Below are 13,224 nucleotides of genomic sequence, written 5' to 3'. Positions count from 1 at the left end.
CGTGGTCAGGTCCGGGGTCGCGAATGTAGCGTTGATCACCGTCGAGGTCTTCTTGAGATGGCGAGCGTAGGAACTTCCATCTTCCGGGAGACCTCGACGCCTACCCGGCCACCGCGACGCTCAGACCGCTACACGCTCAAATGCGATGAGCCCGTAACGGACCGCGGTGGTCTTCGACGCGCGGATGACCTCCCCGGTGATCGGGTCCAGCGCCCGCAGCGGCGGGATGCCGTTGCGGACGAGGATGCGCGAGACGGTCCGGGGTGCGACGCCGAGCCGCGCGGCGATCTCCTCACGTCCGATGCGTTCCTTGTGGCGCAGCTCGAGTACCGCATCCTCGAGCTCGGTGCTGGTGCGCGACGGGCTGGCGTGAGGCCGCGAGGACCGGTCACGCAGCCCGGCCTCACCCTCCGCGCGATAGCGAGCGATCCACCGCTTCACGCAGGTGCGGGAGATGCCCATCGCCGCGGCGATGTGCGCCTGTTTCCAGCCGGCGCGGGCACGTTCGATGATCAGCCGCCTGCCATGAACGGTCAGACGGGCATTAGCGTGGGCCATGGGACCTCCGGGTGCTTCGTGAAGACGTCAGATATCTCCACTAAGCCCGGAGGTCCTCCCCGTTCACAACCCGAACTGCGGAACCAACCTCATGGCCCGGTACAGCTAGACGGCTTGTACGATGGTGCCAGCCGAACCGCATGGAGGAGGGCCTCGTGTCTAAACCGTCGAAAGCGCCATGGCGTCGCTCAACGTCGACCTCCCTTGCCGCACTCATCGGGCTCGGCGCCATGTTTGTCCTAACGAGCTGTGACGCCGCACAAAGCTCGCAGGATGTCGGCGCTAGCGAGGGCTGCCTTTATCCGCCTCTTGAGGTCGCGGCCAGAATTGCGGAAGAACCTCACGGTGAGGAACTCTCCCCAAAGAGCATCGTTGCCGTCGGTCTTGCACAGGGAGAGCGCGATGCAAGCGACGAACCGCTCGTCGTGATGATGAGCTTCGGGGCAGACGGCGAGCAGGTCGGGCTTTGGGCACTTAGCGAGTTAACGAGCGAAGCCGAGGTCCAGTCAGTCGACCAAGTTGCGCGAAACGTCACGCTCTGGGCGCCATCATCCGAGGAACTGCCAGCACCGAGCGACGCAGAACTCGAACGCGCTCGCGCGTGCCTCGCCTGAGTCGTCCTTCACTTCGTCGACGATTGCATGGCCTCGCGTAGGGTGACCGACGAACAGTGGTGGACCACCAGTTTGGCTCCGCTCGACGAGTCTCGTTTGGACGCCCTGTGTCTAGGGAACAAGCACGGGTGTCTTATGCCGTCCCCCGGCGTGCGCCAAGAATCTTGGGGCATGGCAACCACGTCGGGCGGCGAAGGCAGATTCACGACGTGCTCGTGACAGCCCGCTTCGTGACGCCTTGACCTGCCGACGCGATACCAACCAGACGCCAGCCCTCACCGAACGCGAGGACAAGGCATGGGTCGCGATCGGCCGCACACATCGGGGGCAATGTGCCGTCTTTTCAGGAAGAGATGGCGTGTTTCCGTCTCCCGCTGAGCCGCGCGATTCCCCACGCTGCCAAGAACACCACTGGGAGGACGACCGCGACGACAACCCAGATCGCGGTCGTGACCCCATCGAGCTTTCCGCGCTCACGCCAGACGATCGCGACCGAGACGACCAGAAGGACGAGTTGAACGGCAGCCACGACGATCCAGACGACGTCGTAACCAGCAGGAACGATCGGGTTCGCGGGCATGCCGACAGACTAGTTCGCGCACGCGGACAGATGAGGAATCATGGCGGACACCGCTCGCGGCGGCAGGATCTTCGTTATGGGCCGCTGCCAAGGTCATCAGAGGCGAGCCGTCGGTACTCCACACGGGCACGGCCCAGTGGATGCGATTCGTGACGGATGCGGTGACCGAGGATGCCGCCGCCGCACGAGCACCCGAAAGGCGCCGAGGTCGGAAGACGCGATGTCACGACTACGCGCGGCCATGGACGGCCGCCGCAGCGGCTCTCGCAACCAAGCTCTGCTGAGCAACTGGGCCGTTGCTGCGATCAGTCCAAGCGGACGCCGATGACCTCTCCGTCCCAGTGGCAGCGCTCCGCGACCTCGGCGAGTACGGACCAGGTGCCGATCTCGTAGTATCCGCCTGCGCCATTCACTTCGTCGCCGAGTCGCTTGATCCCGACGTCGGGGATGTCGATCGCAATCTCAGAATCGCCCACGAGGCTCGTCCCGCGCGGCCAGACGGCCGGGTAGGTGCCCCCTTGAGTGTCGGTGATGCCCACACAACCCGCCTCCGTGATCGAGATCATTCCCTGGATGCTTGCCTCGTCACCGGTGAGGAAACCAGCATCGGTGACGATCACAGTGGCACCGTCATCGGTCACCGTCACTCCGCCCGCGCAGCCGACCAGGGCCGCCGTTGTCCCCACGACCAACAGGGCGATCGTGCCGACAACTCGGTCTCTCCGCTGATTCAGCACGTACTCGTCCTGCAGAGCGAAGCGTTCATTCCGAGAGCGCGTCGCCCAGGTCCGCGAAGACGCTCCTGTTGCCGAATAGCCACATGGTCCCCCTGCGCACTCGGAGTGCCGAGCTGCGACACCGGCCGAGGCATACCGGCGCCGCGGTAGCTGCGCCCGCGGGTCGAACTCCTGATGGTTTGTTCCTCCAGCTTGGTACAACTTGTGCTAGGAATATGTCACAACACTCACGCAGGAGGATCCATGCTTTGGGACCGAATCGCATCGGCTGACACCTTCAGTCTGCTCATGGCCGGGTTTCAACTCCCTGTCGTGAACCTCATCCTTGCCACCGGCATCGTCGCGTTGATTCTGCTCGCGCGAACGAGGCATGTCGAGGAGAAGGATGGAAGCACGCCACCACATCTCCACTCTCGCTACGCGGGAGAGATGCGGGTTCTGGGCATCGGCTCCCTTGTCACGGTCGTCGTCTACGCCACGCTCAGCATCCTTCAGGGGTTCGTCTTCGACCTCGTGAACGTCGTTTCCTGGTGGTACTACGCCGCGCCTTTGATCAGCGGCGCGGTCGTCCTGACAGTGGTCATGCTCGTGATGGCGCTCGGTCAGCGCGAGATCCCTCGCCGACCGGTGCTGCCCACGTCGAGGCGCACATGGCTGAGCTTCATCCGGATTCGAGAGCTCACCACTACCGCGCTGCTCGTCGTGCTCCTCGTGTCGACCACGATCTTCGCTGGAATGAACTCGTCGCCGGACCAAGAGGGCCGGTTCGTCTATGTGAACATCAGCGTGCCCAACACCGACATCGCGCCGTTGCGGCCGTGGTTCTACGGATGGGCCTATGGGATCCCGGTCCTGATCTGCATGGCGCTGATGATCGTCGCCGCGTGGGGCGCACTCCACATCAACGCCGTTCGATCTTTCACGAGCCCGGACTTGGTTGCGTCGGAGCGAACCGACCGCATCGCCATCGGCACTGGAGTGGCACGGATCGTCGCGGGCGTTACAGCGCTCTCCCTCGCCGGTGCCCTGCGCTTCATCGCGGACGGTAGCGCAATCAAGAAGCTCACCATCGAGGGGCAGGGCACGTACGACGCGGTGTGGCGATACGCCGAGTTCGCCGTGATCGGCGGAGCGATTGCCCCCTGCCTCGAGATCTTCGGGTTTCTGATCCTCTTGCTTACGAGCATCGCCAGGCTCAAGACGTCAGCTCGGCGCACGCCGGCCGCGAGGACGGAGCTGGCCAGATGAGCACTCGACAGACCACACCCATTCCAGACGAGAACGGACCGGCGCTAGCGATCTACCGCCAGTTCAAGGGCCTGATCGTGTCGGGACAGCTCGGCGCTGGTGAGCGGCTGCCGACAGTCAGACAAACGGCACGCGATCTGAGCGTCGCTCAAGGAACTGCCGCACGGGCATACAAGCTGCTGGAGCGCGAGGGACTCGTGGTGACACGCACTGCCGCCGGAACGCGTGTTGCGGATTCAGTCGCTGTGCTGCCACGAACAGTGGTTCAGCAAGTCCGATCGCTTGTTGAGGCGTCCCGTGCCGCTGATGTCGGGCTTGACCAGCTGTTGGATGTCACCCGTGCCGTGTGGCAGACGAATGCAACCGGCGCGGCCGAGAGCGCCATCGACCCGATGGGGGCAGCATGACCAGGAGAACCGACCAGCCCGGCGAAGAACTCTCCTCGTCGCCGCCACGACTAAAGGGCAGAAGCACGCCACCGCTCCGGGTGGATCCCGCTGCGGTCAACCTGCCACCGACGTTCTCTGTCGACATCACCCACATGATCGCCAGCGCGCAGGGATCGTGGCCGACAGGGATGGTCTGAAAACGAGCGCAAAACGAGCAACATTGGGTTGAGGGCTCGCCTTTGATGTCAAGAGCACGCGGAAATAGTCTCCTTTCCCCTGTGCACAAGTCGACTGTGCAAGCAGGATGTCAGGAGTTCGAATCTCCTTGGCTCCACAGTTTTTCGCCGATCACGATTTCTGCTCCTGCTTCTCCCGGATCAGGTCGAGGGCCAGCACAGAGCCGATGACGATCTGACGTCGGGCCGCATCGAGGCCGGGTGCCAGGCTGACCGCGTATGTCGACTTGCCGAGGAAGGCGTTCCCCACGCCCGACCATGCCCGTGAGACGGTGGCCCACACGCCGTCGGGGCCGGTGAACTGGAAGTCGAATCCCCAGATGTCGCCGAGCAGGTCGACCTGCTCGCCCTGTACGTCGAGCGTCACGCGCGTCTTGAACAGCGTGATCCGCTTCACCAGGCTCGCCAGCGGGTTCCCCGTGCCGTCGAGGATCTCCATCCGGTCGCGGCCCAGTGTCACCACGTCCTTGACCTGGACGAGCGGATTGTCCGGACCGTCGAACACCGTCAGCTCGCGGGCGCCCATGAACGCGCGACCGAGCGCGCTGCCGCCCGTCTCGACGTGTGCCACCTGCTGGCCCTGGGGATCCAGGATGGCGAAGTCGTTCTTCGAGAAGTTCCTCGTCTGCTGGAAGACGAGCTGGTCATGCGTCAGCACCGACATGCAGCGATCATTCCACGGGTGCGCCGTCGCCGTGTCAGCCGACGAGCACGCGGGCGGCGGGTGCCGCCCGCGTGAGTGCGACGAACTATCCGCCCTGTCCGTAGCGGACGCCCGCGGGTGACGACGAGCTGTGTATACGAAAGGCGCGCGGAACGGGTCGACGCGGGTCGTTGCGCCGGTTAACGTATACATAAGCAAGGAGGCCGGATGAAGGCGAGCGACCGCGCGTACGCGACGCTGCTCGACGACATCCAGAGCGGGCGCCTGCGACCGGGTGCCGTCGTCAGCGAGGTCGAGCAGGCGTTGCGGCTCGGCGTCAGCCGCACGCCGATGCGCGAGGCCATCGGCCGGCTCGCTAACGCCCGTCTCGTCGTGCAGCAGTCGCCGCGCGTGACCGTTGTCGCGGACATCGACGCCGGGGACATCCGGGATCTCTTCGACGTGCGCCGGGCGCTCGAGGAGACGGCCGTGCGGCTCGCGGCGCAGCGCGCGGATCGCGCGGTCTTCGCCACGCTCGCTGCGGAGTTCGCCGACGCACATCCGGCCGCCGACGCCGACGCGTACTACGAGCTGATCGCCCGGTTCGACGCCGCGGTCGACCGGACGGTCGACAACTCGCACCTCGTCTCGGCGCTGCGGAACCTCCGCACGCACCTCGTGCGGGTCCGCCGCATGGCGCGCGACAACCCCGACCGGCTGGCGCAGTCGGTGGCCGAGCACCGCGTGATCGCCGCGGCGATCGCCGCAGGCGACGGCGACCTCGCCGCCCACGCGACGCACGTGCACCTTCACAACGCCCTCACGACCATCCTCGAATCCATCCAGCCTGATCTCCCGCAGGAGGAGCCCACATGACCGTGAACCACCACGTCCGCGTCCACCGCAGCGACGAGAACCTGCCGCGCGAGGGCCAGCTCGCCTGGAAGATCGCCGAGGTCGCGGTCGACCCGGTCGCTGTCGAGGCCGACGTCACCGACATGATCATCAACCGCGTGATCGACAACGCCGCGGTCGCCGCCGCGTCGCTCACGCGCCGTCCCGTCGTCGCGGCCCGGCAGCAGGCAGAGGACCACGCGGTGTCGGCCGGGGGAGCGGGCGCCACGATCTTCGGCTGCGCGCTCGACCGCGTGACGAGTCCCGAGTGGGCCGCGTGGGCGAACGGCGTGGCGGTGCGCGAGCTCGACTATCACGACACGTTCCTCGCCGCCGACTACTCGCACCCCGGCGACAACATCCCGCCGATCCTCGCCGTCGCGCAGCACACGGGACAGGATGGCGCGGCCCTGCTGCGCGGTCTCGCCACGGGCTACGAGATCCAGATCGACCTGGTCCGCGCGATCTCGCTGCACAAGCACAAGATCGACCACGTCGCCCACCTCGGCCCCTCGGCGGCCGCCGGCATCGGCACCCTGCTCGGCCTCGACGCCGAGACGATCTACCAGGCGGTCGGCCAGGCGCTGCACACCACCACCGCCACGCGCCAGTCGCGCAAGGGCGAGATCTCGACGTGGAAGGCGCACGCCCCTGCCTTCGCCGGGAAGCTCGCCGTCGAGGCGGTCGACCGCGCGATGCGCGGCGAGACGTCGCCGAGCCCCATCTACGAGGGCGAGGACGGCGTCATCGCCTGGCTGCTCGACGGCAAGGACGCCGCATACGAGGTGCCGCTGCCCGCCCCGGGCGAGCCGAAGCGCGGCATCCTCGACTCGTACACGAAGGAGCACTCGGCCGAGTACCAGGCGCAGGCCTGGATCGACCTCGCGCGCCGCCTCGGCACCGAGCACCCCGAGCTGCGCGACCCGGCGAACATCCGGTCGATCGTGCTGCACACCAGCCACCACACGCACTACGTGATCGGCTCGGGCGCGAACGACCCGCAGAAGTACGACCCGACCGCCTCGCGTGAGACGCTCGACCACTCGATCCCGTACATCTTCACCGTCGCGTTGCAGGATGGCGCCTGGCACCACGTCGACTCCTACACGCCCGAGCGGGCCGGCCGCGCCGACACCGTCGAGCTGTGGAACAAGGTCACCACGCGCGAGGACCCGGAGTGGACGCGCCGGTACCACTCGGAGGATCCGAACGAGAAGGCGTTCGGCGGCCGCGTCGAGATCACCCTCGACGACGGATCCACGGTTCAGGATGAGATCGCGGTCGCGGATGCGCACCCGCTCGGCGCCCGCCCGTTCGCGCGGGAGGACTACATCCGGAAGTTCCGCCTGCTCGCCGAGCCGGTGCTGGCGGCGGACGAGATCGAGCGCTTCCTCGAGCTCGTGCAGCGCCTGCCCGAGCTCTCGGCCGACGAGGTGCGCCGGCTGACGATCGTCGCCGAGCCCGGCGTGATCGTTCCCGGGCCGAAGGGGCTGTTCTGATGCTGTACTCCCAGACCCCGGCGCACGAGAAGCGCCGGCTGTTCCGCGAGCGCCTCGCGAGCGGCGAGCTGCTGCGGTTCCCCGGCGCCTTCAACCCCCTCTCCGCCCGTCTCATCGAGCGCAAGGGCTTCGAGGGCGTCTACATCTCTGGCGCCGTGCTGTCGGCCGACCTCGGGCTGCCGGACATCGGGCTCACGACGCTGACAGAGGTCGCCGGCCGAGGGCAGCAGATCGCGCGGATGACCGAACTGCCCGCGATCATCGACGCCGACACCGGCTTCGGCGAGCCGATGAACGTCGCCCGCACGATCCAGACGCTCGAGGACGCGGGCCTTGCCGGCGCGCACATCGAGGACCAGGTCAATCCCAAGCGCTGCGGGCACCTCGACGGGAAGGCGGTCGTCGACGAGTCGACGGCCCTCAAGCGCATCCGCGCGGCGGTCGACGCCCGGCGCGACCACAACTTCCTCGTCATGGCGCGCACCGACATCCGTGCCGTCGAGGGGCTGGACGCCGCGATCGACCGCGCGAAGGCGCTGGTCGATGCGGGAGCGGACGCGATCTTCCCCGAGGCGATGCGCACGCTCGAGGAGTTCGCGGCCGTGCGTGAGGCCGTCGACGTGCCGATCCTGGCGAACATGACCGAGTTCGGCAAGTCCGACCTGTTCTCGGCCTCCCAGCTGCGCGACGTCGGCGTGAACATCGTGATCTGGCCCGTCTCGCTGCTGCGGATCGCCATGGGAGCCGCCGGCCGGGCACTCGACACGCTCACCGACGAGGGGCACCTGACGTCGAAGCTCGGCGAGATGCAGCATCGCGCGGAACTCTACGATCTGATCGACTACGAGGGGTACAACCACTTCGACTCGGGCGTCTTCGACTTCCAGCTCGACCGCTGACATCCGCACGCCTCACGCTCAGGGAGAGACATGACCGATACCGACATCAAGAAGGGCCTCGCCGGCGTGGTGGTGGACTACACCGCGGTCAGCAAGGTCAACCCCGAGACGAACAGCCTGCTGTACCGCGGCTATCCGGTGCAGGAGCTCGCAGCCACCCAGTCGTTCGAGGCCGTCGCGCACCTGCTGTGGCACGGCGAGCTGCCGAGCGACGCGCAGCTCGCCGAGCTCCGGGAGTCGGAGCGGCAGCACCGCGCGCTGCTGCCGAGCGTCAAGGCGGTGATCGACGGGCTCCCCGTCGACGCGCATCCGATGGATGAGGTGCGCACCGCGGTGAGCGCGATCGGCGCCGAGGAGACGGCCGGGATCTCGAACGTCCTGGATGCGGTCGGCTCTCCGGAGGAGAACCTCGAGCGCAGCATCCGGCTGTTCGCGCAGCTGCCGGCGATCGTCGCCTACGGGCAGCGCCGTCGCCGCGGACTCGATCTCGTCGAGGCCCGCGACGACCTCGACTACGCGGCCAACTTCCTGTGGCAGACGTTCGGGGAGGAGCCGGATGAGGTCGTCGTCGACGCGTTCAACCGCTCGATGATCCTGTACGCGGAGCACTCCTTCAACGCGTCGACCTTCACCGCCCGGGTCATCACCTCGACGCTCAGCGACCTGTACTCGGCCGTGACCGGCGCGATCGGCGCCCTCAAGGGTCCGCTGCACGGCGGTGCGAACGAGGCGGTGCTGCACATCCTGACCGAGATCGGCGACGCGTCGAACGTCGTGCCGTGGCTGGATGCGGCCCTCGCAGAGAAGCGCAAGATCATGGGCTTCGGGCACCGTGTGTACAAGAAGGGCGACTCGCGCGTGCCCACCATGAAGGCCGCGCTCGACACGCTCGTCGCGCACTACGACCGGCCGGATGTCGCCGAGCTCTACGAGACGCTCGAGAGCGAGTTCGTCTCCCGCAAGGGCATCTACCCGAACCTCGACTACCCGTCCGGCCCGGCCTACAGCCTGATGGGCTTCGACACGCTCACGTTCACACCGCTCTTCGTCGCGGCGCGCATCACCGGATGGACCGCGCACATCCTCGAGCAGCAGGCGTCGAACGCGCTCATCCGCCCCCTGTCGGCCTACAACGGGCCCGACGAGCGCCACGTCGAGGGCTACGTTCCCGACGAGGCCGAGCTCGAGGTCGCCGAGCGGCCGGAGGAGTCCGCGGGCTGAGCCGCTCGTCTAGCGCAAACTCCCGCTGAGCGCGACCCCCGTGCATGATCGAAGGCGGGCTCCTAGCGTGGGTTGACCCGGGGAACATCCGGGGATCATCCGTGACGGAAGGAGCCGCACATGGGACTCGACGACAAGATGAAGAACGCTGCCCAGGACCTGTCCGGAAAGGCCAAGGAGGGCGCCGGCAAGGCGACCGACAACGAGCGCCTCGAGGGCGAGGGGCAGGCGGACCAGACGGGCGCCAAGCTGAAGCAGGCTGGCGAGAACGTCAAGGACGCCTTCAAGTAAGGCCCCCGTCTCGACGCCGAAGGGCCGCTCCCGTCGGGAGCGGCCCTTCCGTCGTGCGGATCAGGATCGCCGCGCCCGCAGCGCCACGATCGCGGCGATCGCGGACAGGCCGGCCGCACCGAGGAACAGCCACGAGAACCCGCCGGTGAGGGCATCTCCGTCGCCGGCCCCGGATGCGGCCAGGGCATCGGTGCGCAGGGTCGCGATCGCCGACAGCACGGCGAGCCCCAGCGCCCCGCCGACCTGCTGGCTGGTGTTGACCAGGCCGCCGGCAAGGCCCGCCTCGCCGCCCGGGACACCGTCGACCGCGAGCTGGGTGGTCGTGACGAACGCCCCGCCCATCCCCACGCCGATCACGATGGTGGGCCCCAGCAGATGGGCGGCGAACCCGGCGGTGGCGGGCGCGGCCGCGAGCCAGACAAGACCGCCCGCGAGCAGCAGGAGCGACGCCACGAGGGTGGTGCGGGAGCCGATCCGCGCGATCACGGCGGGGACGACGCCCGCGACGATCACGAGCGCGCCGGCGAGGGGCAGCTGGCTGAGGCCCGTGGTCAGGGCGTCGTAGTGGAGCACCGCCTGCATGTACACCGACAGTGCGAAGAACAGCGCCACCATCGCCGCGCCGACGAGCAGCATCACGACGTTGCCGACCGACAGGCTGCGGTTGCGGAAGACGCCCAGCGGCACGAGCGGGGCGGCCGCGCGCCGCTCGATCACCACGAAGGCGATTCCCAGCGCGAGCGAGGCGCCGGCGAGGGCCCAGACGAGGGGATGCGCGAAGCCGAGCCGCTCGACGGCGCTCGCGGCCCCGACCGCCGCCAGCAGCGCGCCGGTGATCGTGGCGGCACCCGGCAGGTCCAGGCGGGTGGCGGCGCCCGCCGTGTCGCGCGTCACCAGCAGGGGGATCGCGACGAGCACCAGGATGCCGATCGGCACGTTCACGAAGAACACCGACTGCCAGCCGAGGCTCGCGGTGAGCACCCCGCCGAGCAGCACGCCCGCGGCGGATCCGATCCCGGCGACGCCGCCCCAGACGCCGAGGGCCTTCGCCCGGTCGCCGGCCGCGGGGAAGAGGTGGGCGAGCAGTGCGAGGGCTGCCGGGGCGAGCAGCGCCGCCGACGCGCCCTGCAGCGCGCGTGCGGCGAGCAGCATCTCGCTGCCCGACGACAGTCCCGCGAGGGCCGAAGCCGCCACGAACGCAGCTGTGCCGAGGATGAAGACACGGCGGTGTCCGTAGCGGTCGGCGAGCCGGCCGCCGAGCAGCAGCAGGCTGCCGAAGGCGAGGACGTAGGCGGTGATGACCCACGCGAGGGCCGTGGTGTCCATCCGCAGCTGCTCGCCCAGCACGGGAAGGGCGATGTTGACGATCGACGCGTCGAGGACGACGAGGAACTGCGCGAGTGCCAGCACGCCCAGGGCGAGCCAGCGCCGGCTGCTGCGGGAGGTCGACGCGGGCGCGGCGACCGGGGAGGGGAGGGTGGTCATGATGATGCTCCTTTCGAGGGATCCGGGGTGCGCCCGCGATCCGGGGAGGGCGGGACGGCGTGCCTGCCGCCCCGCCCGGGGTGGTCAGTTCCAGAGGCCGAGCATCACGACGATGCTCAGGGTGAGGACGCCGAAGACCAGCCACCAGGCGGTCTTCTCGTTCGTCCAGCGGGCGGGGATGTGGTCGGTGTCGTTCATTGCTGTTCTCCTTCGTGTGGGATCCGGATGGGGGGCGTCAGCGCCAGGCGCTGAACATGGCGATCGCGAGGATCGCGAGCGGTGCCAGGGCGACCCAGCGCATGGTGATCTCGTTCTTCATTTCTCCTCCTCTCGATGCGATGAGTGATTAAGCACTCACTCTTTTGGGCAAAGAGAAACCCGCTCATGGCGGGCGGATTCCTCAGGGGTGGCGGATGCCGCGGACCAGGATCTCGGCCCACGCGTCGGGGACGTCCTCGATTCCCGCGGTGACGATCAGATGGCAGAGCTGGCCGTAGGCGACGAACCGCTGCACGGCGTCGTCGTCGGCGCGCGAGCGGTCCTTCGCGAAGGTCGTGATCCTCGCCAGGCCGGCGCGCAGGGCCGATCCGATCTCCGGGACGTCGGCCACGGACTGCGCGTGCACCTGCAGCATGAGCAGGGTGCGGTCCTGGATCAGCCGGGCGTACGCGTCACCCATCGCGTCGAGCACCCCCTCGGGGCGGGGATCGGGCGCGGCATCGGCGCCCTCGGCGAGCGCCGCGAGGATCCGCTCGAAGCAGAGTTCGAGCGCGGCGACGAACAGCGCCTCCTTGCGGGGGAAGAGCTTGAAGGCGTAGGCGGGGGAGATCTTCGCCTCCGCGGCGACGTCGGCGACGGTGGTCGCGTGGAACCCGCGCTGGGAGAACCGGCGCAGCGCGGCATCGGTGACGACGGGCCGGCGCTGGTCGGCCGTGGAGAGGATGGAGCCGCGGGGTGACATGAGAGTGACTGTACACTCACTCACTGCGCGGAGCAACCCCCGCGCGACCGGGTGCTGCGACCGCGTCGCTAGGCTGACCCCATGGACATGCGCGTCGCCGCCTACTGCGTCATCGTCGACGACGACGATCGGGTGCTGCTGACGCGCTGGATCGAGGGGCGCTCTCCCGCGTGGTCGCTGCCGGGCGGCGGGATCGATCCGGGCGAGGACCCGGCGGACGCCGCGCGTCGCGAGGTCTGGGAGGAGAGCGGGTACGAGGTGCGCCTCGACGGTCTGCTCGGGGTCGACTCGCACGTGATCCCCGCGCGCAAGCGCCTGGCGAAGGACGCGTCGGGACCGCTTCACGCGATCCGAATCGTCTACCGCGCCACGATCACGGGCGGCACGCTGACCCACGAGGTCGACGGATCCAGCGACATGGCCGAGTGGATCCCGCTCGCCAAGGTGCGGGGGATCGAGCGGGTCGCACTCGTCGACACCGCGCTGCGCATGGCCGGCATCGAGAACTGAAGGAGCGACGTGTACAACCGTCTACTGCTCGTCAACGGGCCGAACCTCAACCTGCTTGGCACCCGCGAGCCGGAGGTCTACGGATCGGAGACCCTCGATGACGTCTTCGCGCGTTCCTCCGCGGCGGCGAAGGCCGCGGGCTTCGACCTTCGCGCGTTCCAGAGCAACCACGAGGGCGCGCTGATCGACGTGATCCACGAGGCGAAGGCGGATTGCGACGGCATCATCATCAACCCGGGCGCCTTCACCCATACGTCGGTCGCGCTGCGCGATGCGCTGACCGGGGTGGCGCTGCCGTTCGCCGAGGTGCACATCTCCAACGTGCACGCGCGCGAGCCGTTCCGGCACCACTCGTACCTGTCGGATGTCGCGAGCTGCGTCATCGTCGGGGCGGGCGTGCAGGGCTACGAGTTCGCGGTCCAGCGTCTGGCGACCGTCCTCCGCTGAACTCGCTCGGCA

At 68.3% G+C, this 13,224-nt stretch carries 15 protein-coding genes and 1 pseudogene; 10 read left to right on the top strand and 6 right to left on the bottom strand.

Features of this window, described 5'->3' with window-relative positions:
- Positions 1 to 153 precede the first annotated feature (153 nt).
- Positions 154 to 558: pseudogene (locus tag IR155_RS11080) on the bottom strand (helix-turn-helix domain-containing protein); the annotation flags it as partial.
- Between the two features lie 155 nt (positions 559 to 713).
- On the opposite strand from IR155_RS11080, the gene IR155_RS11075 reads away from it, so the two are divergent.
- Positions 714 to 1,172 carry a hypothetical protein gene (locus tag IR155_RS11075; protein ID WP_135114889.1) on the top strand — a complete coding sequence of 153 codons (459 nt, stop codon included), beginning with the start codon at positions 714 to 716 and terminating at the stop codon, positions 1,170 to 1,172.
- A 343-nt stretch (positions 1,173 to 1,515) separates the two neighbouring features.
- On the opposite strand, the gene IR155_RS11070 is transcribed toward IR155_RS11075, so the two are convergent.
- On the bottom strand, positions 1,516 to 1,752 hold the full coding sequence (locus IR155_RS11070; RefSeq protein ID WP_135114888.1) for a hypothetical protein: 237 nt from the start codon (positions 1,750 to 1,752) through the stop codon (positions 1,516 to 1,518).
- A gap of 305 nt (positions 1,753 to 2,057) precedes the next feature.
- Positions 2,058 to 2,489, bottom strand: a complete 432-nt coding sequence (locus IR155_RS11065) for a hypothetical protein (RefSeq protein ID WP_135114887.1) — start codon at positions 2,487 to 2,489, stop codon at positions 2,058 to 2,060.
- A gap of 312 nt (positions 2,490 to 2,801) precedes the next feature.
- Between IR155_RS11065 and IR155_RS11060 the strand changes: the two genes are divergently transcribed.
- Positions 2,802 to 3,737, top strand: a complete 936-nt coding sequence (locus IR155_RS11060) for a hypothetical protein (RefSeq protein WP_135114886.1) — start codon at positions 2,802 to 2,804, stop codon at positions 3,735 to 3,737.
- Positions 3,734 to 4,144, top strand: coding sequence for a GntR family transcriptional regulator (locus tag IR155_RS11055; protein ID WP_135114885.1), 411 nt, complete (start codon positions 3,734 to 3,736; stop codon positions 4,142 to 4,144). The genes IR155_RS11060 and IR155_RS11055 overlap by 4 nt, the downstream gene beginning before the upstream one ends.
- A gap of 330 nt (positions 4,145 to 4,474) precedes the next feature.
- On the opposite strand, the gene IR155_RS11050 is transcribed toward IR155_RS11055, so the two are convergent.
- Positions 4,475 to 5,026, bottom strand: coding sequence for an LURP-one-related/scramblase family protein (locus IR155_RS11050; RefSeq protein WP_135114884.1), 552 nt, complete (start codon positions 5,024 to 5,026; stop codon positions 4,475 to 4,477).
- Between the two features lie 207 nt (positions 5,027 to 5,233).
- Here IR155_RS11050 and IR155_RS11045 point away from each other — a divergent pair, with 207 nt between their 5' ends.
- The 5 genes from IR155_RS11045 (at position 5,234) to IR155_RS11025 (ending at position 9,809) form a co-directional block, all read left to right on the top strand.
- Positions 5,234 to 5,881, top strand: a complete 648-nt coding sequence (locus tag IR155_RS11045; RefSeq protein WP_135114883.1) for a GntR family transcriptional regulator — start codon at positions 5,234 to 5,236, stop codon at positions 5,879 to 5,881.
- Positions 5,878 to 7,398, top strand: coding sequence for an MmgE/PrpD family protein (locus IR155_RS11040; RefSeq protein WP_135114882.1), 1,521 nt, complete (start codon positions 5,878 to 5,880; stop codon positions 7,396 to 7,398). Before IR155_RS11045 ends, IR155_RS11040 begins: the two co-directional genes overlap by 4 nt.
- Positions 7,398 to 8,297, top strand: coding sequence for a methylisocitrate lyase (gene prpB / locus IR155_RS11035; protein WP_135114881.1), 900 nt, complete (start codon positions 7,398 to 7,400; stop codon positions 8,295 to 8,297). The genes IR155_RS11040 and prpB overlap by 1 nt, the downstream gene beginning before the upstream one ends.
- A gap of 30 nt (positions 8,298 to 8,327) precedes the next feature.
- Positions 8,328 to 9,518, top strand: coding sequence for a bifunctional 2-methylcitrate synthase/citrate synthase (locus IR155_RS11030; RefSeq protein WP_135114880.1), 1,191 nt, complete (start codon positions 8,328 to 8,330; stop codon positions 9,516 to 9,518).
- A gap of 120 nt (positions 9,519 to 9,638) precedes the next feature.
- Entirely contained in the window at positions 9,639 to 9,809 is a 171-nt protein-coding gene (locus IR155_RS11025; protein ID WP_135114879.1) for a CsbD family protein, read from the top strand.
- A 60-nt stretch (positions 9,810 to 9,869) separates the two neighbouring features.
- Here IR155_RS11025 and IR155_RS11020 read toward each other — a convergent pair whose 3' ends face one another.
- Positions 9,870 to 11,294: an MFS transporter gene (locus IR155_RS11020; RefSeq protein WP_135114878.1), complete on the bottom strand. Its 1,425-nt coding sequence runs from the start codon at positions 11,292 to 11,294 to the stop codon at positions 9,870 to 9,872.
- A gap of 400 nt (positions 11,295 to 11,694) precedes the next feature.
- Positions 11,695 to 12,255, bottom strand: a complete 561-nt coding sequence (locus tag IR155_RS11015; RefSeq protein WP_135114877.1) for a TetR/AcrR family transcriptional regulator — start codon at positions 12,253 to 12,255, stop codon at positions 11,695 to 11,697.
- 81 nt (positions 12,256 to 12,336) lie between these two features.
- Between IR155_RS11015 and IR155_RS11010 the strand changes: the two genes are divergently transcribed.
- Both IR155_RS11010 and aroQ read left to right on the top strand, forming a co-directional pair.
- Positions 12,337 to 12,765 (top strand): NUDIX hydrolase, encoded by a 429-nt coding sequence (locus tag IR155_RS11010; RefSeq protein WP_135114876.1) that lies wholly within the window; start codon positions 12,337 to 12,339, stop codon positions 12,763 to 12,765.
- 9 nt (positions 12,766 to 12,774) lie between these two features.
- Positions 12,775 to 13,212: a type II 3-dehydroquinate dehydratase gene (aroQ, locus tag IR155_RS11005; protein WP_135114875.1), complete on the top strand. Its 438-nt coding sequence runs from the start codon at positions 12,775 to 12,777 to the stop codon at positions 13,210 to 13,212.
- The last annotated feature ends 12 nt before the right edge of the window (positions 13,213 to 13,224 follow it).

The organism is Microbacterium paludicola (genome assembly GCF_015235415.1).
GTDB classification, from domain to species: domain Bacteria; phylum Actinomycetota; class Actinomycetes; order Actinomycetales; family Microbacteriaceae; genus Microbacterium; species Microbacterium paludicola.
This window is presented reverse-complemented; position numbering and strand designations above follow the sequence as displayed.

What these genes read in the sequence shown, in the direction of transcription:
- IR155_RS11070 (WP_135114888.1), bottom strand. Translation starts at nt 1,752, where the DNA reads ATGCCCGCGAACCCGATCGTTCCTGCTGGTTACGACGTCGTCTGGATC.
- IR155_RS11055 (WP_135114885.1), top strand. Translation starts at nt 3,734, where the DNA reads ATGAGCACTCGACAGACCACACCCATTCCAGACGAGAACGGACCGGCG.
- IR155_RS11050 (WP_135114884.1), bottom strand. Translation starts at nt 5,026, where the DNA reads ATGTCGGTGCTGACGCATGACCAGCTCGTCTTCCAGCAGACGAGGAAC.
- IR155_RS11045 (WP_135114883.1), top strand. Translation starts at nt 5,234, where the DNA reads ATGAAGGCGAGCGACCGCGCGTACGCGACGCTGCTCGACGACATCCAG.
- IR155_RS11040 (WP_135114882.1), top strand. Translation starts at nt 5,878, where the DNA reads ATGACCGTGAACCACCACGTCCGCGTCCACCGCAGCGACGAGAACCTG.
- prpB (WP_135114881.1), top strand. Translation starts at nt 7,398, where the DNA reads ATGCTGTACTCCCAGACCCCGGCGCACGAGAAGCGCCGGCTGTTCCGC.
- IR155_RS11030 (WP_135114880.1), top strand. Translation starts at nt 8,328, where the DNA reads ATGACCGATACCGACATCAAGAAGGGCCTCGCCGGCGTGGTGGTGGAC.
- IR155_RS11025 (WP_135114879.1), top strand. Translation starts at nt 9,639, where the DNA reads ATGGGACTCGACGACAAGATGAAGAACGCTGCCCAGGACCTGTCCGGA.
- IR155_RS11020 (WP_135114878.1), bottom strand. Translation starts at nt 11,294, where the DNA reads ATGACCACCCTCCCCTCCCCGGTCGCCGCGCCCGCGTCGACCTCCCGC.
- IR155_RS11015 (WP_135114877.1), bottom strand. Translation starts at nt 12,255, where the DNA reads ATGTCACCCCGCGGCTCCATCCTCTCCACGGCCGACCAGCGCCGGCCC.
- IR155_RS11010 (WP_135114876.1), top strand. Translation starts at nt 12,337, where the DNA reads ATGGACATGCGCGTCGCCGCCTACTGCGTCATCGTCGACGACGACGAT.